Source organism: Acuticoccus yangtzensis, assembly GCF_001927245.1.
Taxonomy (GTDB): domain Bacteria; phylum Pseudomonadota; class Alphaproteobacteria; order Rhizobiales; family Amorphaceae; genus Acuticoccus; species Acuticoccus yangtzensis.
Genome location: NZ_MJUX01000001.1, coordinates 140,362 through 163,317 on the forward strand (window position 1 = coordinate 140,362; position 22,956 = coordinate 163,317).

The following is a 22,956-nucleotide window of genomic DNA, read 5'->3' on the forward strand; positions in this document are numbered from 1 at the left end:
AACGCCGTGCCGGTCATTCGCCTCAACACCTCTCACTGTTGATTGATCGGTGTGTGACCGACCTCAGTCCGGGTCATTGAGGATGCGCCGCGCAGCGCCTTCCATGTCCGAATATTGGTCGGACCGAACCGACCAGATGAAGGCAACGAGGCCGAGGCCACCGAGGCCTAACGCCACGGGAATCAGATAGACCAGCACTGACATTTAGGCAATCCCACTTGTGCTTCCGCGCATGACCCGCAAGGCGTTGAGGGTCACGACGATGGACGACGAGGACATCGCGATCGCCGCCACAAGGGGTGAGGCGAGGCCCAGGACCGCGATCGGCACGGCAATGCAGTTGTACACCGCCGCGATGCCGAGATTCTGCATCACGATGCGGTGTGCCCCGCGCGCGGTGGCGAGCGCCGCCCAGACCCCGGCGAGCGACGGTCCGGTCATCACGAGATCGGCGGCGGTCTGCGACAGATCCGAGGCGTCGGCGGGGGCGATGGAGGCCGCGGCGGCGGCGAGCGCGGGACCGTCGTTGAGACCGTCCCCGACCATCAAGGGCCGCGCACCGGCCCGTTGGCGTGCCGCCAGATGAGCAACTTTGCCGGAGGGCGACAGGCGGGCGTGCCAGTCGGCTACGCCCAGCGCTGCGGCGACGCTCGCCACCGCCTCCGCCCGGTCGCCGGAGAGGATGGTGACGGGAAGGCCGCGCGCCTTCAGCCGGGCGACAAGGTCGGCGGCGCCGGCGCGCAATTCCTCGGTGACGGCGATGGGAAGCGGCGCCGCCCCCTCGCGCAGGAAGACCAGCCGTCCGCCCGCGGGCGCCGCGTCCTCCGCCCAGTCCGGACCGCCTTGGCCGAGGAAGACGCGCCGCCCGTCGATCACCCCTTCCATGCCGCGCCCGCGCAGTTCGCGCACATCCGCGGCGATGACGCGCGCAAGGCCAGCCGCCTCCGCCGCGGCGACGATGGCGCGCGAGACGGGGTGGGTGGAGTGGCGCGCCAAGGCGGCGGCAGCGGCCAGGTCGGCGGGGGCGATGGCGGCGGGATCGGTAAGGCTCGGGACCGTCAGGGTGCCGGTCTTGTCGAACACCACTTCGTCGATCCGCTCCAGCCGCTCCAGCGCGGCGCCGTCCTTGATGGCGAGGCCCTGGCGAAAGAGCCGCTCGCACGCCGCGACATGGACGGCAGGCACCGCGAGGCCGAGCGCGCACGGGCAGGTGATCACGAGAACGGCGATGGCGGTGGTGAGCGCCGCACCGGCGCCGAAGCCCGCGACCATCCACCCCAAGAAGGTGCCGAGCGCCAACAGGTGCACGACCGGCGCATAGACCGAGGCGGCGCGGTCGGCGATGCGGGCGTGACGCGAGCGCACGTTCTCCGCCGCCGCCTGCAGCGCAGCGAGACGCGAGACGTAGGAGTCGGCGGACGGGCGCAGGACGGTGAGCCGGTGCGGCCCGGTGACGGCGAGCGCGCCGGCCATGATCTCGCCCCCCGCGGTGACGGTCTCGGGATGGGATTCGCCGGTCGCCAGCGCGGTGTCGAAAGCGGCTTCTCCCGCCGCCAGCCGCGCGTCGAGGGGCACGCGCTCTCCGGCGGCGATCTCGATCAGCGCGCCGGGCCGCACGTCCTCCACCGCCACCGGCGCCGTGCCCGCGGTACCCACCACATGGGCGAAGGGCGGGCGCATGGCGGCGAGGCGGCCGACTGAGGCGCGCGCCTTCTCACGCGTCAGATGGTCGAGCAGGCGGCCGACGAGGAGGAAGAAGGTGAGCGTGATCGCCGCATCGAAATAGGTGACGCCCTCCCCTGCGACGGTGGCCACAAGGGACTGCCCGGCGGCGAGCAGGATGGCGAGGGAGATCGGCACGTCCATGTTGAGGCGACCGTGAGCGAGCGAGCCGGCGGCGGACCGGAAGAAGGGCCGCGCCGCGTAGGCGAGCGCGGGCAGCGCGATCAGCGCCGAGAACCAGTGGAAGAGCTCGCGCGTGGTGCCGTCCGCCCCGGACCAGACCGAGACGGAGAGGAGCATCACGTTCATCGCCGCGAAGCCGGAGACGGCGACGGCACGCATCAGCTCCGCCCCGTGCCGGTCGCGCACGTCGCTCGCGGTGGCGAGGGGCTGCGGCGTGTAGCCGAGATTGCGCAGGATGGTGACGGCGTCCGACGGGTCGAAGGTCGGCGCGTCCCAGCCGAGGGTGACGGTCTTGCGCGTGAGGTTCACCCGCGCATCGGGGCAGCACGGCGCCAGCGCGCGCTCGATGTTGGCGATGCAGGCGGCGCAGTGGATGTCCGGCACGTGGAGGACGAGGCGCCCGCCTGTCCCCTCCGGCGTGATCGCGGCGCGGATGGCGTCGGGCAGCGTGCCGAACTGCCCGCTGAAGCCCGCGCGCGGATCGGCACAGCAGCTCATGAGCGGTCCTGCACCGCCCGCGGATGCCGGTCGATCACGTGGCGCCAGCCGACGCTCTCCCCGTCTCGCGCGATGGTGGCGCGGACCACCCATGAGCCTTCGGGCAGCGCCTCCACCGAGCGGTAGCGCCCTGCGCCGACGGCGGTGAAGCCGATCGGCTGCGGGTCGCCGCCGAGCAGCGGCTCGATCGTGGCGCTGACCACGGCCACCAGCGGCGCACCGTTCTCGCCCGTCAGGTCGATGCCTACGTGGCCGGCGCGGTCGGCGATGGCGATGTGCCAGCCGAGCGCTGCGGCCTGGTCGCGGGCGCGACCCTGCGCGGCATAGTCGATGGACGCCACGTAGCCGTTTTTGGCGACGAGGCCGTTGAAGGTGCGGTTGGCGTAGACCGCCATGGTGATGTTCACCGTGATCACCACGCCGAAGAAGGCGACCATGATGAGGAGCATGTGCCGCCCGGTGAACTCGCGGGCGGCCTTGCGGGGGGTGGCGGAAAGGGTCACGGGATCAACGCTCCGGTGAATCGAAGACGGCGGAGGACGTGGAATTTTCGCGCCCCCCCATCTCGAAGGTGCGGAAGGTGAAGGCGGCGGTGTCGTCGGTCAGGTCGCGCGGGTCGGCCTTCACGAAGACGCGGAACTCGCGCACCTGGTCGGGGCCGACGGGGACGGCGAAGCGGCGCGCCGGCTCGTCGACGATGCCGGGGCTCCACATGAGGCCGCCGGGAAGTCCCTCGAGGCCGAAGTCGAATTCGCGCGGCGTCGGCTCCATGTTCATGATCTTGACCGTGTAGCCGTTGCGCACCGACCCGTCCGAAAGCTGGACGAAGCGGGGATTGCGGTCGTGCGCGACGGACAGGTCCAGCCGGTCGCGCGACAGCACGGCGAAGACCATGCCGAGGCCGATGGCGCTCCACAAGCCGAAGTAGAGGAAGACGCGCGGGCGCATCACCTCGCGCCAGCCGGGCAGCACCTGGCGCGCCTTGGCCGCCTCGACGCCCTCCTCCGCGGCGCGCTTGGTGTTGGCCGCATAGTCGGCGAGCGTGGTGTAGGAGATGAGGCCCTTGGGCTTGCCGATCTTCGCCATCACCTCGTCGCACGCGTCGATGCACAGGGCGCAGGTGATGCAAGGGAGCTGCTGGCCGTCGCGGATGTCGATCCCCGTGGGGCACACCGCCACGCAGGCGTTGCAGTCGATGCAGTCGCCGACGACCCGGCCTTCCGCGGCGGCGCGCTTGGCGTGGCGCGAGCGGGGCTCGCCGCGCCAATCGTTGTAGGTGACGGTGAGGGAATGCTCGTCCATCATCGCCGCCTGGATGCGCGGCCAGGGGCACATGTAGGTGCAGACCTGCTCGCGCATCAGCCCGCCCAGCGTGTAGGTGGTGAAGGTGAGGACGGCGACGGTGACATAGGCCGTCAACGGCGCCTGACCGCGCACGAATTGGCCGAGAAGCGTCGGCGCATCGGCGAAATAGAAGATCCACGCCCCGCCGGTGGCCACAGCGATGAGGAGCCAGATGCCGTGCACGCTGGCCTTCAGGCGCAGCTTTCGGCCCGAAAAGGGCTCCTTGTCGAGCTTCATGCGGGCGTTGCGGTCGCCGATCACCAGCCGCTCGATCCAGATGAAGAGGTCCGTCCACACGGTTTGCGGGCAGGCATAGCCGCACCAGGCGCGGCCGACGGCGGAGGTCACCAGGAAGAGGCCGATGCCGGCCATGATGAGCAGGCCCGCGACGTAGAAGAATTCCTGCGGCCAGATCTCGATCCAGAAGAAGAAGAAACGGCGGCCGGCCAGATCGACCAGAACCGCCTGGTCCGGCGCATAGGGGCCGCGGTCGAAGCGAATCCAGGGCGTGATGTAGTAGACAGCCAGGCACAGGATCATGATGATCCATTTCCAGCGGCGGAATTGACCGTTCACCCGGCGCGGGTAGATCGGCTCCCGGCCCTTGTAGAGCTTCGGCTTCTTGCCCTTGTTGACGGCCGTGTCGTCGTACTGGCGCACGCCGGCCGGGTTGGTGGGCGCACCGGGGACCGGCTCGGCCACGGAGGGAGAGAGTGAGCCGGCGAACGTCGCGCCGGCGGCAGGGCGCTGTCCGAGATCGGGGCGGCCAACAAGAGTCACAGTCATTTCAGAAACTCCTGAAAACTGGAGAACCGCCGGCCTACGCCTCCAGCCCGGGGCATGTCTTGACCTCGATCAATCATGACCGCGGGGCTGCGCCGAACCTGTCCCGCCATATTCCGCGGTCGCGTCCATGCCGCGGTCGCCGTGACAGACCCGGTGGGAGGCCGCTGCAGCCGCCGCCCGCCCCGAAGCAGACGGGCCCCGCACGCGGGCCCGTCGTCGTCGATCACGCGCCGCCCTACTGGCCGCCGCCCAGATTGTGGACGTAGATGGCCAGCTTCTTGCGCGTGGCCTCGTCATAATACTCGGCCCACGGCGGCATCACGCCCATGCGGGGCCGGGTGATCTGCGCCGCGATCTGGTCGAGCTCCGAGCCGTAGAGCCAGATGGCATCGTTGAGGGCGGGCGCGCCGACCTCGATCATGCCGCCGCCGTCCTCGCCATGGCAAGCGGCGCACTGGGTCTGGTAGACCTCGGTGCCGGCCTCCGCCGCCGCCGCGTCATGGTCCAGCCCGGAGAGGCTGCGGACATAATGGGCAACGTCGCGGATCTCGCCCGCCGACAGGATGCCGTCCGCCCCGAAGGCCGGCATCATCGAGAAACGCGCGTCGATGTCGTCTTCGTTGCGCACGCCGTGGCTGATCGTGAAGAAGATCTCGTCCACGGTGCCGCCCCAGAGCCAATCATCGTCGTTGAGATTGGGGTAGCCGAGTTCCTGATTGCCCTGCGCGCCAGAGCCGTGACACTGCACGCACACGAGTTTGAAGGACGAGGCCCCCGAGCGCTGCGCATAGTCGGCGAGCTGCGGATCGGCGGCGATCTCCTCGAACGACGCGGCGGCGATCTGGGTATCCAGCACCGCGCGGCTCTCGTTGATGGTGGCGATCTCCGCCGCCACCTCGCCGCGGCTCGACCAGCCGAGCACACCCTTCGTGCCGGAGGACAGCAGCGGCCACGACGGGTAGAGAACCCAGTAGACCACCGCGAAGACGATGGTCGCGTACATGAGATAAAGCCACCAGCGCGGGAGCGGGTTGTTCAGCTCCTCGATGCCGTCCCAGCTATGCCCCGTGGTTTGAACGCCGGTGACTTCATCGACCGGCTTGCCGTCCTTCGGCGTCATGGTCTGTCCTCGCGATCGGCCGGGTTTCGGGACGCGCCCGCCCCCGCCGTCTTCAACGGATGGGATGTCTTGTCGCTTTCAGCGGGGCTCTCGGGTGCTTCCATCGGGATCCGGGCCGCTTGGCGATAGCGCTCGGCGCTGCCGCGACGGAACACGAAGAGGAGCATCATCAGGAACACGATGACGAGGAGAGCGAGCCCCCACGTGTCGGCGAAATGACGAAAGGCTTCGTAGGTCATCGCCCCTCCGCCGCCGGCTCGAACTCGGACAGGTCGACCATCGTGCCCAGCACCTGGAGGTAGGCGATGAGCGCATCCATCTCCGACAGCACCCGCGGATTGCCGTCGAAATCGCGGATGTTGAGGGCGTTCTCGTAGCGCTCCTCGAGGCCGGACGGATCGTCGTTCATCGCCGCCTGGGCCATCATGTCGGCGGCCGCGTTCTCGATCATCTCGTCGCTATAGGGGACGCCCACCGCTCGGTTGGCCGAAAGGTCGGCGGCGATCAGCTTCGGGTCCACCTTCCGGTCCAGCAGGAAGGAGTAGCTCGGCATGATCGATTCCGGCACCACGTCGCGCGGCTCGTAGAGGTGCTGGACGTGCCAGGCGTCCGAATAGCGGCCGCCGACGCGGGCGAGATCAGGCCCGGTGCGCTTGGAGCCCCATTGGAAGGGGTGGTCGTACATCGACTCCGCGGCGAGGCTGTAGTGGCCGTAGCGCTCCACCTCGTCCCGGAAGGGGCGGATCATCTGGCTGTGGCACAGATAGCAGCCCTCGCGGACGTAGACGTTGCGGCCCGCGAGCTCGAGCGGGGTGTAGGGGCGCACCCCGTCCACCTCCTCGATCGTGTTGTCAACATAGAACAGCGGCGCGATCTCGACGAGGCCGCCGATGGCGACGGTGATGAACGACAGGACGAGGAGCAGCGTGACGTTGCGCTCGATCTTGCCGTGGTCGAACACCGGCGCCTTGGCGCTCTCGTGCGGGTCCTGCGACGGCGGGGGGGTCGTGTTGCTGTGGGATGCGGACATGATCGCTTACTCCGCCGGCGCGAGCTGGGCCGCGGGGGCCGTCTGACCGGCCACCTTGCCGCGGATCGTCTGGGTGATGTTGATGACGAAGAGGACGCCGCCGACGAGGTAGAAGATGCCGCCGACCGCGCGGATGACGTAGTAGGGGAACAGCGCCGCCACCGTTTCGGCGAACGAGTACACGAGGTAGCCGTCGGCGTTGTACTCACGCCACATCAGCCCCTGCGTGATGCCCGACACCCACATCGACGCCGCGTAGAGGACGATCCCCAGCGTCGCCAGCCAGAAGTGCCAGTTGACGAGGCGCATCGAGTAGAGCTGCGGCCGGTGCCACAGGACCGGGGCGAGGTAGTAGACGACGCCGAAGGTGATGAGCCCGTTCCAGCCGAGCGCGCCTGAGTGCACGTGGCCGATCGTCCAGTCCGTGTAGTGGGACAGCGAGTTGACCGACTTGATGGACAGCATCGGCCCCTCGAAGGTGGACATGCCGTAGAAGGCGACGGCCATCACCATCATGCGCAGGACCGGGTCGGTTCTGAGCTTGTCCCAGGCGCCGGACAGGGTCATCACGCCGTTGATCATGCCGCCCCAGGAGGGCATCCAAAGCATGATCGAGAAGGTCATGCCGAGCGTCTGCGCCCAGTCCGGCAGGGCCGTATAGTGCAGGTGGTGGGGACCTGCCCAGATGTAGAGGAAGATCAGCGACCAGAAGTGGACGATGGACAGGCGGTAGGAATAGACCGGCCGCTCGGCCCGCTTGGGGATGTAGTAGTACATCATGGCGAGGAAGCCGGCGGTGAGGAAGAAGCCGACCGCGTTATGGCCGTACCACCACTGCGTCAACGCATCCTGCACACCCGCGAACGCCGAGTAGGACTTGGAGCCGAACAGCGAAACCGGGATCGCCAGGTTGTTCACCACGTGCAGCATCGCAATCGTCACGATGAAGGCGAGGTAGAACCAGTTGGCCACGTAGATGTGCGGCTCCTTGCGCTTCACCAAGGTGCCGATGAACATGACCAGGAAGGCGACCCAGACGACGGTCAGCCACAGGTCCACGTACCATTCCGGCTCGGCATATTCCTTCGACTGGGTGACACCCATGAGGTAGCCCGTCGCCGCCAGGACGATGAAGAGCTGGTAGCCCCAAAAGATGAACCAGCCGAGCGCCTCGCCGCCGAACATGCGCGCGTGGGTGGTGCGCTGCACCACATGCATGGCGGTGGCGATGAGGACGGACCCGCCGAACGCGAAGATGACCGCGGAGGTGTGCAGCGGGCGCAGCCGGCCGAAGTTGAACCAGGGTTCGAGGTTGAGGTCCGGGAAGGCAAGCTGGAGGGCGATGAAGACGCCCGCCGCAAATCCGGCGATGCCCCACACCATCACCGCGATGACACCCGCCTTCACGGGGCCGTCAACGTAGCCGGTGGTGTCCCTCCGCGTCTTGGTCAGCCGTCCATCAGCCTCCCAATGGAGCGACTTGGCGTTGACGATGGCGACGATTGCCGTGACAGCGGCCACGACCCACATGTGGGTCGCGAACTGCGGATCACGCGCGAGCGCTGCGGCGACGATCGCCAGCAGCGAGACGATACCGAAAATTGGTATGAGAAGGGCGTTTCCCATGGGCTCCTCGACGGACACGCGAATGAGCGCGCACGCTAGGAGCGGAGGGACGGGCGATCTTTGACTTCGATCAACCTGCCGGCCCGACCACGGCGCGGCGCTCCGGCCGCGGCCCGAGACGCCGTGACGGCGACCGCCGTCCGCGCGGGCCCTTTACTCCGACAGGAGCCGCAGCCGGGCGACGTTCGTGATGCGCACCGCCCGCGTTCCGTCCAGCGCGATGGCGCCCTGGTCCGACAAGGTCCTGAACTTCCGGCTGACGGTCTCGATCGTCAGCCCGGTGTAGCTGGCGATCTGCGCGCGGGTGATGGGGATCTCGAACACCATCCCGTCCACCGCGGTCTCGAGCGGATAGTGGCGGCATCCGGCGTCGGTATAGCGCGTGGCGAGACGCAACAGGAATGTGGCCACCCGCTCCTCGGCCGTCTTCTGTCCCAAGAGGAGCATCCACTCGCGCGCATTGGCGAGCTCGTGCCGCGCATGGGCGAGGTAGGCGCGCTGCAGCCCGGCATGTTCGCCCAGCAGCCGCTGAAAGCCGGCGCGGTCGTGATAGCACAGCTTCACGTCGCTCACGGCCTGAACGGTCGTGTCCGACACCCCATCCAGTTCACCGGAAATGAAGTCGGCGGGAAACAGGACGGAGACGATCTGCTCTCGCCCGTCCGCCATCGCCTTCTTCTCGATGCAAATTCCGGATGCGATGTTGGCGATGATCGAAGGATCACCTTCGGTGACGATCGTTTGACCCTCAGTAAACGTGCGAAAACGAGAGGCGTTGTTGAGCGCCGTCAATTCGGACGGCGACAAGGCGCTGCAGAGTGCGCGACTGCGCACAGCACACCGCGTGCACGCTTGCGGTATCATGATACCGTCAGTGGACATTTCACACTCTGATCGGGCCGTGCCGATCCCCGCTCTCATCTTCGCTCACTCTATATGTTCCACCATTTATCTCAATTGTAAGGCAAGCCGGCCGGCCCGATTGGCGCACCGTCCCTCCGCGCCCGCACCCCGGTGCACGCGCATGGGGTTTCAATTGGCCGCGATCCGTGCAGCTTGCTGAAACCATCGAATCGCCCATCAAGACATTCGCCCAATAAACGACCCCGGGAGACCCCATCATGTCATTCGCGCCCGACGACGCCAGAGCCACCCTCCTCGGCCGTGCCTTCCGCCCCGGCATCGGCCCCGCCGTCGTCACCGTCCGCGACGGCGCCCTCGTCGACATCACCTCCAAAGACGCCCCCACCGTGCGCGACGTGACCGAGGGCGCCGACCCGGCCGCCTTCGTGCGCGCCGCCCCCGGCGAGGCGATCGGCGATGCGGCCGCCATCGTCGCCACCGCCGAAGCGGACCGCGATCCGGCCCAGCCCTACATGCTCGCCCCGGTCGACCTGCAGGCCGTCAAGGCGTCCGGCGTCACCTTCGTGCAGAGCCTGATGGAGCGGGTGATCGAAGAGCAGGCGCGCGGCGATCTCACCAAGGCCGCCGCTCTGCGGTCCGAGATCACCACCCTCATCGGAACCGACCTGTCGCAGTTGAAGCCTGGCTCGGCCGAGGCGATGGCGCTGAAGGACGAGCTGATGGCGCGCGGCGCCTGGTCGCAATATCTGGAGGTCGGCATCGGCCCGGATGCGGAGATCTTCACCAAGGCCCAGCCGCTCAGCGCGGTCGGACCCGGCGCCTTCGTCGGCCTCCATCCGGTGTCCTCCTGGAACAACCCGGAGCCGGAAATCGTCGTCGTGGTGCGTTCGGACGGTACGATCGTCGGCGCCACGCTCGGCAACGACGTGAACCTGCGTGACGTTGAGGGCCGCTCGGCGCTGCTGCTGGGCAAGGCCAAGGACAACAACGCCTCCGCCGCGCTGGGCCCCTTCATCCGCCTCTATGACGAGAGCTTCGGCCCGGCCGACGTCGCCAGCGCGGAGGTCAGCCTCACGGTGGAGGGAACGGACGGGTTCCGCCTCACCGGCAGCTCGTCGATGAGCAAGATCAGCCGCTCGCCGGAAGAGCTGGTCGCCGCCACCATCGGCCGCCACCACCAGTACCCGGATGGTCTTGTGCTCTATCTCGGCACCATGTTCGCCCCGGTGGAGGATCGCGACGCGCCCGGCCAGGGCTTCACCCACCACGTGGGCGACGTCGTGACGATCGCGACGCCGACGTTGGGTGCGCTCTCCAACACCGTCGTCCTGTCGACGGAGGCGCCGGCCTGGACCTTCGGCATGCGCGAGCTGATGGCCAACCTCTCCGGCCGCGGCCTCCTCTGAGCCGGCCTCCCGGCCAGGCGGCCGGGAGGCGCCGTGCCCCCGCCCTCAGGGAAGATCGCGCAGCACGGCCTCCAGCATGCCGAACAGCTCGTCGATCTGCGCCGCGCTGATGATCAGCGGCGGCGACAGGGCGATGATGTCGCCCGTCACGCGGATCATCAGCCCTGCCGCGAAGGCGCGGCGCATGGCCTCGAACCCGCGGGCGCCGGGCTTGCCGGCGCGCGGCGCCAGCTCGATCGCCCCGATGAGGCCGAGATTGCGGATATCGATTACATGCGGGCAACCGGCCAGGCGGTGCAGCTTCTCCTCCCAGATCGGCGCCAGCATCGCCGCGTTCTGGAACAGTTCGTCGTCGCGGTAGACGTCGAGCGTGGCAAGCGCCGCCGCACAGGCCAGCGGGTGCCCGGAATAGGTGTAGCCGTGGTAAAGCTCGATCGGCGTCGGCGACCCCTCGACGATCGCACCGTGCACCGCGGAGGTGGTCATCACCGCCCCCATCGGCACCGCGGCGTTGGTGAGGCCCTTCGCCAGCACCATGATGTCCGGCACGCTGCCATAATAGTCGCCGGCACAGGTGGTGCCGAGGCGGCCGAAGGCGGTGATCACCTCGTCGAAGATGAGGATGATGCCGTGCTGGTCGCAAAGCTGGCGCAGGCGGAAGAGGTAACCCTTCGGCGGCACCAGGACACCGGTCGACCCGGCGACCGGCTCGACGATCACGGCGGCGATCTTGTCCGCCCCATGCTCGGCGATGAGCCGTTCCAGATCGTCGGCGAGGTCCGCCCCTTCGTCGGGCGCCCCTTTGGAGAAGGCACTTTCGGGGCGGTAGGTGTGGCACAGATGGTCGACCGGCTGAAGCGACGCGCCGAACTGCGCCTTGTTGGCCGCGATGCCTCCGACCGCCATGCCGCCGAAGCCGGATCCGTGATAGCCCCGCTCGCGGCCGATCAGCAGCGTCCGCTCGGTCTCGCCGTTGGCGTGGTGGTAGGCGAGCGCGATCTTCAGCGCCGAATCCACCGCCTCCGAGCCGGAGTTTGCAAAGAACACGTGCTTCAACGCGGACGGGAACAGGGCGGTGAGGCGCGTCGCGAGATCGAAGGCCAGCGGGTGACCGAACTGGAAGCTCGGCGCATAGTCGAGCTCGGCCGCCTGCTCGGCGATCGCGCCGACGATGCGCGGGTCGCCGTGACCGGCATTGACGCACCACAGCCCCGCCGTCCCGTCCAGAATCCGCCGACCGTCCGCCGCAGTATAGTGCATACCCCGCGCGCCGACGACCACCCGCGGGTCCGCCTTGAACGCCCGATTCGCCGTATAGGGCATCCAGTAGCCGGCGAGGTCATTCGGGCGGCCAGAGGTCGCGTCCATCGCACTTCGTCCTTCATCCTGCGTGGCGGACCGCCACCCGGCAGGGCCTCTGTAACATTGGGGTGCGGACCCGCACCCGGTGGTTCAGGCTGACCCGAACACTGCAGCAAGGTCCCCCGGAGAGACAATGCCGCGCTCGGTGATCAGACCCGAAACATAGCGTGCCGGCGTGACGTCGAAAGCAGGGTTCGCAGCCCCAGTTGCCGGTGTGGTTAAGCGAACGGTTTCGATGCGCCCGGCCGCCGTCTTGCCGGTGATGTCGGTCACCTCGGAGGCGTTGCGCTCCTCGATCGGGACATCCGCCCCACGCGCCAGGCTGAGGTCCAGCGTCGGCGAGGGCAATGCGACATAGAAGGGCACGCCGTTGTCGTGGGCGGCCAGCGCCTTCAGATAGGTACCGATCTTGTTGCAGACGTCGCCGTTGGCCGCCGTGCGATCGGTGCCGACGATGCACAGGTCCACCTTGCCGTGCTGCATCAGGTGACCGCCCGCATTGTCGGCGATCAGCGTGTGGGGCACGCCCGCTTCGGCCAGCTCCCACGCGGTCAGGGAGGCGCCCTGGTTGCGCGGCCGCGTCTCGTCCACCCACACGTGAACCTTAATGCCGGCGGCGTGGGCCTTGTAGATCGGCGCCGTCGCCGTGCCCCACCCCACCGTCGCCAGCCAGCCGGCATTGCAGTGGGTGAGGATGTTGATCGTCTCGCCCGGCCGTTTGGCGGCCGCCGCCTCGATGAGCGGCAGGCCATGGTCGCCGATCGCGCCGTTGAGGGCGACGTCCTCGGCGGCGATCGCCTCCGCCTCCGCCCAAGCCGCAGCCGCCCGCTCCTCCGGCGGCAGCGGCTCCAGACGCTGCATCATCCGGGCGAGCGCCCAGCCGAGGTTGACGGCGGTCGGGCGCGTGGCGAACAGCGTGGCGCGGGCCTCGGCCAGCGCCTCGCCCGACGCATCTTCACTGGCGGCGATCGCCATCCCGTGAGCGGCCGTCGCGCCGATCAGCGGGGCACCGCGCACACGCATGACCGCGATCGCCTCGGCGACATCCGCCACCGTGGCAAGGCGCGCCACGGCAAAATCGTGCGGCAGGCGTGTCTGGTCGATGATCTCGACCGTCCCGCCTTCGGCCGCCCATATGGTGCGGCGCGCCGAACCGTCGGCCGGACGGCTCATGCCTTGGCCTCGTCGGGATTGCGGGTCACCCGCGCCACGATCCGCCGCACGACCGGCGCCACCACCAACACGCCCGGAAAGGCGACGAGCCACGCCGACATCCACGCCTCCATCCACACCGAGACGAAGTTCGGCTCCAGCCCAACCGCGCGGAGCATCGCCACGCCGCTGACGATGAGCGACATCAGCCCCGACAGGAGCAGGCCGAAGAGATAAGGGGCATATTTGGGATGCATGGCGGAACTCGGGGGGCAGTCGGTCGGACGCAAGAGCGGGCATGTCGTCCGGCTCGGGGGCGGGTTTCAGTCCACACACAAAAGTTCGCGCCGTGCTGGTGTCAACACGGCGCGACCCGTCATTCGGACGAAAGGGCCTCGGCTCAGGCGGTTTCGGCGGCCCGCTCGGCCTTCTTGCGGTCGTTCGGGTCGAGGTGGACCTTGCGCAGGCGGATGTTCTTCGGCGTCACCTCGACGAGCTCGAAGTCGTTGATGTAGCTCAGCGCGCGCTCCAGGCTCATGCGGATCGGCGGGGTCAGCTTCACCGCCTCGTCCTTGCCCGCAGCACGCACGTTGGTGAGCTGCTTGCCCTTGATCACGTTCACTTCAAGATCGTTGCCGCGCGTGTGCTCGCCGATGATCATGCCGCGATAGACCTTGATGCCCGGATCGATGAACATCGGCCCGCGGTCTTCGAGGTTGAACATCGCGTAGGCCGCCGCGTCGCCGTCACCGTTGGAGATGAGGACGCCGGTGTGGCGCATCGGGATCGCGCCCTTGTGCGGCACATATTCGTGGAACACGCGGTTGAGGATGCCGGTGCCGCGCGTGTCGGACAGCAATTCGCCCTGGTAGCCGATCAGGCCGCGCGTCGGCGCATGCATGATGATGCGCGTGCGCCCGGCGCCGGACGGGTTCATCTCGATGAGGTCGGCCTTGCGCTCCGACAGCTTCTGAATGACCGTGCCCGAATGCTCGTCGTCGACGTCGATGGTGACTTCTTCGACAGGCTCGAGCCGCGTCCCGTCCTCGGCCCGCTGCATGACCACCTGCGGCCGCGACACGCCGATCTCGAACCCCTCGCGGCGCATCGTCTCGATCAGGATGCCGAGCTGCAGTTCACCGCGGCCGGCCACCACGAAGGCTTCGCCGCCCTCGGTGTCGGTGACCTTCAGCGCCACGTTGCCCTCGGCCTCGCGCATCAGACGATCGCGGATGACGCGGGACTGCACCTTGTCGCCCTCGGTGCCGGCGAGCGGCGAATCATTGACGCGGAACGTCATCGCCAAGGTCGGCGGGTCGATCGGCTGGGCCGGGATCGGGGTCGTCACGGACGGGTCGACCAGCGTGTCGGCCACGGTGCCCTTCAAAAGGCCGGCGATGGCGACGATGTCACCCGCGCGTCCCTCTTCGATCGGCTGACGCTCGATGCCGCGGAAGGCGAGCACCTTGGACACGCGGCCGGTTTCGACGACGGACCCGTCACGGCCCAGCACCTTCACGGTCTGGTTCGGCTTCACGGTGCCGGCGGTGATGCGCCCGGTGAGGATGCGGCCGAGGAAGTTGTCCGCCTCGATGGTGGTGGCGAGCATCCGGAACGGCCCCTCCTCCACGCGCGGCTCGGGAACGTGCTTGACGATGAGGTCGAGGAGCGGACCCATCGTCTGCTCGCCGGAGGGCTTCGGCTCCAGGCTCATCCAGCCGTTCTTGGCGGACCCGTAGACGATCGGGAAGTCGAGCTGCTCGTCGTCGGCGCCGAGCGCGTCGAACAGGTCGAAGACCATGTTGACGACCTCTTCGTGGCGCTCTTCCGGCTTGTCGATCTTGTTGATCGCCACGATGGGGCGCAGGCCCATGCGCAGCGCCTTGCCGAGCACGAACTTGGTCTGCGGCATCGGCCCTTCGGCGGCGTCGACGAGGATGACCGCGCCGTCCACCATGTTCAGGATACGCTCGACCTCACCGCCGAAGTCGGCGTGGCCGGGGGTGTCGACGATGTTGATGCGGGTCGGCGGGGTGGCAGCGCTCTCCCACTCGATCGACGTCACCTTGGCGAGAATGGTGATGCCGCGCTCCATTTCGAGCGCGTTGGAATCCATGACGCGCTCGGCAACCTTCTGGTTCTCGCGGAACGCGCCGGACTGACGCAGGAGGACGTCGATCAGCGTGGTCTTGCCGTGGTCGACGTGTGCGATGATCGCGACGTTGCGCAGCGCGCGGGGTGCTGTGGTCATGAACCGGCCGGTCTTGGGGGCAAATATAGCGCGGTGCCTGCCACGGACCGGCGCCAATAGCTAGCCCCAAACCGACATGCCAGTGCTGCCCTGACGCGAGGCTGGCCGGAAATGCACGGGAACGTTGCCGCGCCGAGCGCGATTAACTTGCCGAAAAATGGAGTTTCCCGATGCGCCTGCCTCACATTTCGCTGATCACCGTCGCCGCCATCGTCATCATCATCATCATTCTGGCGCGCTGACGGCCTCTCCTGCGGCGTCCGGCGCCGCGGCACCCGGTCCCGTGATGTCGGGGTCCGCGTCGTCCGGTCCGGCGAGATTGCCCACCTCAGCGTCGAAGCTGCCGTCCACCAGCGCCAGCAGCACCGGATAGGTGAGCGCGGGGTCCGCTCCCGGCTCCTCGGGGTCGATCAGCTCGTGACCGAGGCCGTGCTCGGCGGGAAAGCGCGTCGTGATGAGGTCCGCCCCGTGTGCGGCCCACAGCGCCACCACGTCGTCTGTCACCGCGTTGGATACCGCCGTGTCGGCCGCGTTGGTGGCGACCGCGATCTCGCCCGCCGCAGGGGCACGCTCGGCCGCCAGCGCCGTCACCGCGGCGGCAAGGCGCAGGAGCTCCCCGGTCCCGCGCGTCGACTGGCGCACATAGGCGTGGGCCATGCCGCCGGTGAACCGCTCGCGCAGCGCCGGATCCTTCCAGATCGAGATGTCGGGAACCGTCAGCATCGCGCGCATGATGAGGCTGTTGGTCAGTCTGTCGGTGCCGCCGAGGCCGAAAAGAGGCGCGACGAGCACCGCCCGGTCCACCTCCGCCCGCGTCTGCGCGAGGAAGCCCGTCACCGTACCGCCGCCGGAGATGCCGAGGACCACCACCTCGTCCCCCAGCCCCGCGGCGGCGTCCACCACCCGGTCGCCGAACGCGGCCAACTCCTCGGCGGTGATCTTCGACAGGGCGTCCGCCGCGCGATCGGCATAGCCGTGGTGCGGCATGCGCGCGACGAGGACGTTGGCGCCGGTGGCGAAGACGGCGGGCGCGAAGTCGACGAAGGCGCGCGGGCAGCTCGACAGGCCGTGGATCAGGACGACGACGCGGTCGGTCTTGCCGCCGTGGCTCATCAAGGCCGGCTCGCACAGCGGGTTCAGCGGCTGCGGCGCGGGGGCGAGGTCGGCGTCGTAGATGGCGACGGCCGCCGCATAGTCCGCCGCCGGGGCGGGGTGGGAGACCATCCGCTCCAGCCCCACCGGGCGCAGCGCCAGCCCGCCGATCAGCACGGCGAGGACGGCCAGCACGATCAAGACCGCCCGCCGCCAGCCTGCGAACCGCGCGAGCAGGCTGAGCACGGCGAGGACGACGAGGGCCGCCACCGCGAGCGCCATCGCCGTGCGCTCCTCCACCGAAAGAGGACCGATCCATTCCATCACCGTCGTCACACGTAAGCTCCCGAAGTCGGCACCGGAACGCGAAAGGATGACGGCGCGGCCGTTAAGCAATATGCGACATGAGCGATGGTCAAGGCGTGACACGCCCCCGCGCGCTTGCTTGATAGCCGAAGACCGCCCGCCGTTGCCCGATCACCCGTGGACCGCTCACCCTTGACCGATCGCCCCTTCACCCCGCTGCCCGCTCACCCCCGTTGACCGACCGCCCTTTGCCCGCTCACCCCGTTGCCCGCTCGCCCGCACACCCGCTGACGGTCCGACCGCGGCCGGCGGGCGTCGACGGGCACCCGCCAGCCGCAGCCCCGCCACCCGCAAACCTCTGGGAGAGGTGACGCCATGACCGCCACCACCCCGCCGCCTGTGCCGCCCGCCTCTCCGAGCGCCGCCACCTCCGCCGCCGGCACGTCCGCCGCCGCCGCGCCGTCGCCGAGCGCCGCGGCCACCGTGCGCCCGGCGCGCCCGCCCGCGATCTCCGGCTCCGGCATTCTCCTCGGCTCGCTGTTCTTCGCCGCCTCGCTGACACCGTCGCTGGTGCCGCGCTCGGCCGAGATGCAGGGACTGCTCGGCGGCGCGCTCTTCGCCATCGGCTACGCCATCGCCGTCTCCATCCTCATCGCCTGGCGCTGGCTGCAGCTCTACGAGCCGCCGCGGCGCTACTCCCGGCGCTGGGCTCTCGCCGCGGCCGTCATCGGCATCGCGGTGGTAGCGCTCACCCTCACCCGCGTCGCCGACTGGCAGGACGCGGTGCGCGCCGTCATGGCGATGCCCCCGGTGGAGGAGACGCACACGCCCCTGGTGCTCGCCATCGCAGGCGCCACGGCGACGGCCCTCTTCGCCCTCGTCTGGCTGATGCGGCGCCTCTTCCGGCTCATCAAGTGGCCGCTGGAGCGGGTCATCACGCCCCGCCTCGCCTTCGTTCTCGGCCTCGCCGGTGCGTCCGGTGCCGCGCTCCTGGTGGTGGACGGCCTCGTCATCCGCACCACCTTCGAGATGCTGGACCGGTCCTACGCCGCACTCGACACGCTGATCGAGCCGGACACCGCCAAGCCGGCCGACCCCTCCGCCACCGGAAGCGCCGCAAGCCTCGTCCCCTGGGGCACGCTCGGTCGAGACGGCCGCCGCTTCATCGACAGGCGCACGACCGAGGCCGATCTCGCCGCCTTCTGGAACGGTCCGGTCAGCGCGCCGCTGCGGGTCTATGTGGGCCTCGGCTCGGCGGACGAACCGAAGGAGCGTGCCGAGCTGGCGCTGGCCGAAATGCTGCGCACCGGCGCCTTCGACCGTGACGTGCTGGTGCTCGCCCTGCCCACAGGCACAGGCTTCATGGACCCCGGCGCGATCGCGACGCTGGAATATCTCCACCGCGGCAGCGTCTCCACGGTGGCGGTGCAATATTCCTACATGCAGAGCCCGTTCTCGCTGATCTTCGAGCCGGATGCGGGGACCGAGACCGGCCGCGCCCTCCTCTCCACCGTCTACGATCATTGGACCCAGATGCCGCGCGAGAGCCGCCCGCGCCTCTACCTCTACGGCCTCAGCCTGGGGGCCTACAGTTCGGAACGCTCGGTGCGGCTCTACGAGGTGGTGGGCGATCCGTTCAACGGCGCGCTGTGGGCCGGGCCGCCCTTCGTCAGCCCGATCCACCATGACGTGACGATGAACCGCAATCCCGGCTCGCCGATGTGGCTGCCGGCCTTCGAGAATGGTGCGGTGGTGCGCACGATGAACCAGGAGACCATCACCTCGGACGGCGAGCCGTGGGGGCCGCTCAGGATCCTCTATTTCCAGCACGCCAGCGATGCGATCGTATTCTTCGACTACACGCTGTTCTGGCGGAGGCCGGACTGGCTGGTCGCCCCGCGCGGGCCGGACGTGACGGACACGATGCGCTGGTGGCCCATCGTCACCGCGCTTCAGGTGGCGGCGGACATGATGCTGGCCACCCACGTGCCCCGCGGCTACGGCCACGAATATGCCGCATCGCGCTACATCGACGCCTGGGTGACGCTGACCGATCCCGACGTGACCCCCGCCGACATCGCCCGCCTGAAGGCCCGCTTTGATGACTGAGTCGGCGGGCCCGTCGGTCCCTCCCGTCTCCCCCGTCACCGGGCCGCCGCCACCCGGCGAGCCGGAGCGGCACGGGGAGCCCCCTCGCCTGACCCGCTGGCGCCGCATGCGCCGCCGCAGCCGCGTCCTGGTGGTGAGCTCCGCCGGGCTGGCGGCGCTCGTCCTGGCGCTGGGCCTCCACACGGTGGGACGGCTGGAGGGTTGGTTCACCGAGCGCGTCAGCCCGGCCGCGCTCAGCGCTCTGTTGGCGCCCTCTTACAAGGTGTCCAAGCCCGCGGGGAACGGCCCCTTCCCCACCGCGCTGCTCTATCATGGCTGCGACGGCGCCAAGGACAACATGGACCGCTGGGCGGACCGGCTGGTCGAGGCGGGATGGGCGGCCATCATCGTCGACAGCAACGGCCCCCGCGGCTACGAGGACTTCGCGAGCTGGCGGCTCGTGTGTACCGGCCAGCTTCTGCCGGGGCGCGAGCGGGCGGGCGACCTCATCGTCTCCATCGCCGACGCCATCGCGATGCCCTTCGTCGACGCCGACCGCCTCGCCCTCATCGGCATGTCGCACGGCGGCTGGTCGATCATGGAGCTGATGACGCTGGACCTCACGGTGCAGCGGCCGACCAACCTCACCCGCCTTCCCGCCCCCGGCCCGGCGCTGCTCGCCGGGGTGCGCGCCAATGTCCTCGTCTATCCCTGGTGCGGCCTCGCCAATCAGGCGCGTTACGAACCGTGGCTCAACCCGGCGCCGCTGCTCTTCATTCTGGCGAGCGCGGACATCATCGCCCCCGCCATCGAATGCGAATGGGTGGTGCGCGGGCTCGAGCGGGAGGGCCACAGCGTCGAGACGATCGTCTATGACGGGGCGACGCACGGGTTCGACCAGGAGGAGCGCTCCGACTTCAGCCCCCTCGTGTTCGACCCCGACGCCACCGCCGACGCGCTGACCCGCGCCATCGCCTTCCTCAACGCCGCCATCACCCCCGCACCCGCACCGAACCCCGAGAGCCGATGACCGAAACCTTCACCCGCATCGCCGGCGCCACGATCCTGACCGCCGACGCCGAGAACACCATCATCGAGGACGGCGACCTGTGGCTTTGCGGCGGGCGCATCGCCGCTGCCGGAGCGGCGGGGAGCTTCACCCCGCCCGAGGGCGCAACGGTGGAGACGATCGACGGGCGCGACCGGGTGGCGATGCCGGGGCTCTCCAACTGCCACACCCATTCCTACGCGGCGCTCCTGAAGGGCACCGTGGACACCGACCCGCTCGACGTCTTCATGGTGCAGGCGATCCTGGCGGCGGGCGCCCGCTCGGCCCGCGACGTCTACGTGTCTGCGCAGGTGCAGGCGCTTGAGATGCTGGTGACCGGCACCACCGCCTGCCTCGACCACTTTTCCCACCGCCCGCGCCACACCCCCGAGGCGCTGGACGCGGTGATGAGCGCCTACCGCGATGCCGGCGTCCGCGCGGCGGTGGCGCCGATGTTCTCCGACCGCCCGTTCATCGACACCGTGCCGCTGAAGGGCGAATTGAGCGCCGAGCTGATGGCCGAACTTCCGGCGACGCCGCAGCCCGCCGACCCCTTCTTCGCCATGATGGAGGACGCGCTTCCCCGCTGGGCGGGCGACGACCGCGTGACCCTCATGCTCGGCATCGACAGTCCGCAGCGCTGCACCGACGCCCTCCTGCGCCGCGCGGGCGAGTTCTGCGCAGCCCACGGCATCGGCAACCACAGCCACCTGCTGGAAGCCAAGACACAGTACGCGATGCTGGACGAGCGCGCGCCGAACGGCTGGGTGCGGTATCTCGCCGAGTGCGGCCTCGCCGGGCCGAAGTCCTCGTTCGCCCACTTCGTGTGGGGGACCGAGGAGGACATCGCCGCGGCGGCGGAGACGGGCGTCAGCATCGTCCACAACCCGGCGAGCAACCTCATCCTCGGCTCCGGCATCCAGCCGCTTCTGAAGCTCGTCGAAGCCGGTGCCAACGTCGCCTTCGGGTCGGACGGGCTCAACGCGGGGCACATGTCGATGTTCGAGAAGGTGCGCCTCGCCGCCCTTCTGCCGCGGGTGACGGAGCCGGACCCCGCGCGCTGGATGACGGCGGAGACGGCGCTGAGGATGGCCACCGTCAACGGCGCCCGCGCGCTCGGCCGCGGCGGCGAAGCGGGCATGCTGGCGGCGGGCCAGCTCGCCGACATCACCATCCTCGACGCCGCGACGGTGCAGATGGCGCCGCGCGGCCGCCTCGCCCCGCAGATCGTCTTCTACGAGACGGGCGCCAGCGTGCGTGACGTCTTCGTGGGCGGCGAGCGGGTGTTGAAGGACGGCAAGCCGACCCGCTTCGACGGCGCGGCGATCCTCGCCGAGGGCCGCGAGGTCGCCGCCCGCCTTGCGCGCGACTCCAAAGCTGCCGTCGACCGCATCGCCGCCTTCCGCCCCGGCATCGAGGCGATGGTGAAGCGTGTGCTCACCGACGGCTGCGGCCCCTGCCGCCTCGCCATGCTGAGCTGAGGCCCTTTCGCCCCGGCTGGCGGGCGGCGAAATCGGTGCGTTGCTTCAGAAGCATGGGTGACGAACACTCAGCGATGTGTGTCAGCGCGCTAATTCATGGGTAGAACTGTGGCGTGACACGTCATTCGATCGGAGACCCAATGCCAGACGCGGCCGACCTCGTCATCGCCAACGGAACCATCGTCACGGAAACGGCGACCTTCACCGCCTCCATCGCGGTGAAGGACGGCAAGATTTCCGCGATCGGGGCCGAGGCCGCCATGCCACCCGCCGCCGAGCGGATCGACGCCGCGGGGCTCCACGTTCTGCCGGGCGTGATCGACGTTCACGTTCACTTCCGCGAACCGGGCATGACGCAGAAGGAAGACTGGGAGACCGGCAGTCGCGCGGCGGCGATGGGCGGTGTCACCACCGTGTTCGAGATGCCGAACACCGATCCTCCGGTCCACAATGTCGAGACATACGAGCTGAAGCGGGGCCTCGCCGCGGCGAAATCCTGCGTCGACTTCGGCATCTACGGTGTGATGGCCGAGCACAACCTCGCCGACCTCAGGCCGATGGCCGAGGCCGGTGTGGCCGGCTTCAAGCTCTTCCTCGGCAACACCACGGGCAATCTCCCCTGCCCGTCCGACGGCGCGGTGCTGGAAGGGTTCGAGATCCTGTCCCAGCTCGGCCTCAGGTGCTCCATCCACGCCGAGAACTCGCCCATCCTCTTCTGGCGGGAGGACCGGCTGAAGGCGGCCGGGCGCAACACCGCCATGGACCATCTCTTGGCGCGGACGGACATCGTCGCCCTGGAAGCCTTGTCGAAAAGCTGCCTGTTCGCGGAGTGGACGGGGGCGCGGATCCACATCGTCCACGAATCGTGCGCGCGGAGCCTTCCCTATATCGCCTTCTACAAGGCGCGCGGGGTGGATGTGACGGTGGAGACGCTGCCGCAATACCTCACCCTCGCCGTCGAGGACGCGACGAAGCCCGGCATGCACGTGATGCGCATGAACCCGCCGATCCGCGAGCGGGCGCAGCAGCAACCGCTGCGCGATGCCTTCGCGTCCGGGCTGATCGACATGATCGCCACCGACCACGCCCCGCACACGCCGCAGGAGAAGGCCGGGGAGACGATCTGGGACATGGCGTGCGGCTTTCCGGGCGTGGAATCGCAGCTCCCCATCATGCTGAGCCTCGCCAAGACGGGCGCCTTCACGCTGCAGCGTTATGTGCAGGCCTCGTCGGCCAACCCGGCGCGCGCCTTCGGCCTCTACGGCACCAAGGGCGTGATCACGCCGGGGGCTGACGCGGACCTCGTCCTCGTCGACATGAACCGGGTGGAGACGCTGTCGGCGGAACGGCTGCAGTCGCGCGGCAAGGTCTCGCCGTTCGAGGGGGTGGAGGTGTCGGCGTGGCCTGTCGCCACCATCGTGCGCGGCACCCCGGTGATGCGTGACGGCGAGATCACCGGCGCGCCGGGCTCCGGCCGCGAGGTGAAGGTGAGGATGCCCGTCCCCGCCCCGCGCAACGTGGAGACGCAGCTTTCGACCCTCTGCGGCGCCTCCCCGGCACCCGTGCATTGAACCACGCCCGGCGCTGAGCCGAGGCG

19 protein-coding genes are annotated in these 22,956 nt (G+C 69.1%); 5 read left to right on the forward strand and 14 right to left on the reverse strand.

All coding sequences use genetic code 11. The annotated features are described in order from the left end of the window. Positions 1–63: 63 nt before the first annotated feature. From ccoS to BIX52_RS00650, 9 genes are all read right to left on the reverse strand, one after another. Complete coding sequence (gene ccoS, locus BIX52_RS00610; protein WP_075219101.1) at positions 64–204, reverse strand: cbb3-type cytochrome oxidase assembly protein CcoS; 141 nt, start codon at positions 202–204, stop codon at positions 64–66. Further along, positions 205–2,403: a heavy metal translocating P-type ATPase gene (locus BIX52_RS00615; RefSeq protein WP_083659908.1), complete on the reverse strand. Its 2,199-nt coding sequence runs from the start codon at positions 2,401–2,403 to the stop codon at positions 205–207. After that, positions 2,400–2,906, reverse strand: coding sequence for a FixH family protein (locus BIX52_RS00620; protein ID WP_083659909.1), 507 nt, complete (start codon positions 2,904–2,906; stop codon positions 2,400–2,402). Before BIX52_RS00620 ends, BIX52_RS00615 begins: the two co-directional genes overlap by 4 nt. 4 nt (positions 2,907–2,910) lie before the next feature. Next, positions 2,911–4,533 carry a cytochrome c oxidase accessory protein CcoG gene (gene ccoG / locus BIX52_RS00625; RefSeq protein WP_083659910.1) on the reverse strand — a complete coding sequence of 541 codons (1,623 nt, stop codon included), beginning with the start codon at positions 4,531–4,533 and terminating at the stop codon, positions 2,911–2,913. 235 nt (positions 4,534–4,768) lie between these two features. Beyond that, the gene (ccoP, locus tag BIX52_RS00630; RefSeq protein ID WP_075219102.1) at positions 4,769–5,653 is read right to left on the reverse strand and encodes a cytochrome-c oxidase, cbb3-type subunit III; all 885 of its coding nucleotides are present in this window, start codon (positions 5,651–5,653) and stop codon (positions 4,769–4,771) included. Further along, the gene (locus BIX52_RS00635) at positions 5,650–5,892 is read right to left on the reverse strand and encodes a cbb3-type cytochrome c oxidase subunit 3 (RefSeq protein ID WP_075219103.1); all 243 of its coding nucleotides are present in this window, start codon (positions 5,890–5,892) and stop codon (positions 5,650–5,652) included. Before BIX52_RS00635 ends, ccoP begins: the two co-directional genes overlap by 4 nt. Continuing rightward, entirely contained in the window at positions 5,889–6,683 is a 795-nt protein-coding gene (ccoO, locus tag BIX52_RS00640) for a cytochrome-c oxidase, cbb3-type subunit II (RefSeq protein ID WP_083659911.1), read from the reverse strand. Before ccoO ends, BIX52_RS00635 begins: the two co-directional genes overlap by 4 nt. Before the next feature lie 6 nt (positions 6,684–6,689). After that, positions 6,690–8,309, reverse strand: a complete 1,620-nt coding sequence (gene ccoN / locus BIX52_RS00645; protein ID WP_075219104.1) for a cytochrome-c oxidase, cbb3-type subunit I — start codon at positions 8,307–8,309, stop codon at positions 6,690–6,692. Between the two features lie 153 nt (positions 8,310–8,462). Beyond that, a complete protein-coding gene (locus BIX52_RS00650; protein ID WP_170126380.1) occupies positions 8,463–9,143 on the reverse strand; it encodes a Crp/Fnr family transcriptional regulator in 681 nt (226 codons plus the stop codon). Positions 9,144–9,430: 287 nt separating this feature from the next. Between BIX52_RS00650 and BIX52_RS00655 the strand changes: the two genes are divergently transcribed. Continuing rightward, the gene (locus BIX52_RS00655) at positions 9,431–10,579 is read left to right on the forward strand and encodes a fumarylacetoacetate hydrolase family protein (protein WP_075219105.1); all 1,149 of its coding nucleotides are present in this window, start codon (positions 9,431–9,433) and stop codon (positions 10,577–10,579) included. 45 nt (positions 10,580–10,624) lie between these two features. On the opposite strand, the gene aptA is transcribed toward BIX52_RS00655, so the two are convergent. The 5 genes from aptA to BIX52_RS00680 form a co-directional block, all read right to left on the reverse strand. Next, positions 10,625–11,947, reverse strand: a complete 1,323-nt coding sequence (aptA, locus tag BIX52_RS00660; protein WP_075219106.1) for an omega-aminotransferase AptA — start codon at positions 11,945–11,947, stop codon at positions 10,625–10,627. 84 nt (positions 11,948–12,031) lie between these two features. Continuing rightward, the gene (gene mtnA / locus BIX52_RS00665; protein WP_075219107.1) at positions 12,032–13,114 is read right to left on the reverse strand and encodes an S-methyl-5-thioribose-1-phosphate isomerase; all 1,083 of its coding nucleotides are present in this window, start codon (positions 13,112–13,114) and stop codon (positions 12,032–12,034) included. Further along, the gene (locus BIX52_RS00670) at positions 13,111–13,350 is read right to left on the reverse strand and encodes a DUF2798 domain-containing protein (RefSeq protein ID WP_075219108.1); all 240 of its coding nucleotides are present in this window, start codon (positions 13,348–13,350) and stop codon (positions 13,111–13,113) included. The genes mtnA and BIX52_RS00670 overlap by 4 nt, the downstream gene beginning before the upstream one ends. Positions 13,351–13,493: 143 nt before the next feature. Continuing rightward, entirely contained in the window at positions 13,494–15,344 is a 1,851-nt protein-coding gene (gene typA, locus BIX52_RS00675) for a translational GTPase TypA (protein ID WP_075219109.1), read from the reverse strand. A gap of 225 nt (positions 15,345–15,569) precedes the next feature. After that, a complete protein-coding gene (locus BIX52_RS00680; RefSeq protein ID WP_139312688.1) occupies positions 15,570–16,772 on the reverse strand; it encodes an alpha/beta hydrolase in 1,203 nt (400 codons plus the stop codon). 345 nt (positions 16,773–17,117) lie between these two features. Between BIX52_RS00680 and BIX52_RS00685 the strand changes: the two genes are divergently transcribed. From BIX52_RS00685 to BIX52_RS00700, 4 genes are all read left to right on the forward strand, one after another. Then, positions 17,118–18,851 (forward strand): alpha/beta hydrolase, encoded by a 1,734-nt coding sequence (locus BIX52_RS00685; protein ID WP_083659912.1) that lies wholly within the window; start codon positions 17,118–17,120, stop codon positions 18,849–18,851. Next, a complete protein-coding gene (locus tag BIX52_RS00690) occupies positions 18,844–19,860 on the forward strand; it encodes a dienelactone hydrolase family protein (protein WP_083659913.1) in 1,017 nt (338 codons plus the stop codon). Before BIX52_RS00685 ends, BIX52_RS00690 begins: the two co-directional genes overlap by 8 nt. Beyond that, positions 19,857–21,359: an amidohydrolase family protein gene (locus BIX52_RS00695; RefSeq protein ID WP_075219112.1), complete on the forward strand. Its 1,503-nt coding sequence runs from the start codon at positions 19,857–19,859 to the stop codon at positions 21,357–21,359. The genes BIX52_RS00690 and BIX52_RS00695 overlap by 4 nt, the downstream gene beginning before the upstream one ends. A 140-nt stretch (positions 21,360–21,499) precedes the next feature. Then, the gene (locus BIX52_RS00700; protein WP_075219113.1) at positions 21,500–22,930 is read left to right on the forward strand and encodes a dihydroorotase; all 1,431 of its coding nucleotides are present in this window, start codon (positions 21,500–21,502) and stop codon (positions 22,928–22,930) included. Positions 22,931–22,956 lie beyond the last annotated feature (26 nt).

What these genes read in the sequence shown, in the direction of transcription:
- ccoS (WP_075219101.1), bottom strand. Translation starts at nt 204, where the DNA reads ATGTCAGTGCTGGTCTATCTGATTCCCGTGGCGTTAGGCCTCGGTGGC.
- BIX52_RS00615 (WP_083659908.1), bottom strand. Translation starts at nt 2,403, where the DNA reads ATGAGCTGCTGTGCCGATCCGCGCGCGGGCTTCAGCGGGCAGTTCGGC.
- ccoG (WP_083659910.1), bottom strand. Translation starts at nt 4,533, where the DNA reads ATGACTGTGACTCTTGTTGGCCGCCCCGATCTCGGACAGCGCCCTGCC.
- ccoP (WP_075219102.1), bottom strand. Translation starts at nt 5,653, where the DNA reads ATGACGCCGAAGGACGGCAAGCCGGTCGATGAAGTCACCGGCGTTCAA.
- BIX52_RS00635 (WP_075219103.1), bottom strand. Translation starts at nt 5,892, where the DNA reads ATGACCTACGAAGCCTTTCGTCATTTCGCCGACACGTGGGGGCTCGCT.
- ccoO (WP_083659911.1), bottom strand. Translation starts at nt 6,683, where the DNA reads ATGTCCGCATCCCACAGCAACACGACCCCCCCGCCGTCGCAGGACCCG.
- ccoN (WP_075219104.1), bottom strand. Translation starts at nt 8,309, where the DNA reads ATGGGAAACGCCCTTCTCATACCAATTTTCGGTATCGTCTCGCTGCTG.
- BIX52_RS00655 (WP_075219105.1), top strand. Translation starts at nt 9,431, where the DNA reads ATGTCATTCGCGCCCGACGACGCCAGAGCCACCCTCCTCGGCCGTGCC.
- aptA (WP_075219106.1), bottom strand. Translation starts at nt 11,947, where the DNA reads ATGGACGCGACCTCTGGCCGCCCGAATGACCTCGCCGGCTACTGGATG.
- mtnA (WP_075219107.1), bottom strand. Translation starts at nt 13,114, where the DNA reads ATGAGCCGTCCGGCCGACGGTTCGGCGCGCCGCACCATATGGGCGGCC.
- BIX52_RS00670 (WP_075219108.1), bottom strand. Translation starts at nt 13,350, where the DNA reads ATGCATCCCAAATATGCCCCTTATCTCTTCGGCCTGCTCCTGTCGGGG.
- typA (WP_075219109.1), bottom strand. Translation starts at nt 15,344, where the DNA reads ATGACCACAGCACCCCGCGCGCTGCGCAACGTCGCGATCATCGCACAC.
- BIX52_RS00685 (WP_083659912.1), top strand. Translation starts at nt 17,118, where the DNA reads ATGACCGCCACCACCCCGCCGCCTGTGCCGCCCGCCTCTCCGAGCGCC.
- BIX52_RS00690 (WP_083659913.1), top strand. Translation starts at nt 18,844, where the DNA reads ATGACTGAGTCGGCGGGCCCGTCGGTCCCTCCCGTCTCCCCCGTCACC.
- BIX52_RS00695 (WP_075219112.1), top strand. Translation starts at nt 19,857, where the DNA reads ATGACCGAAACCTTCACCCGCATCGCCGGCGCCACGATCCTGACCGCC.
- BIX52_RS00700 (WP_075219113.1), top strand. Translation starts at nt 21,500, where the DNA reads ATGCCAGACGCGGCCGACCTCGTCATCGCCAACGGAACCATCGTCACG.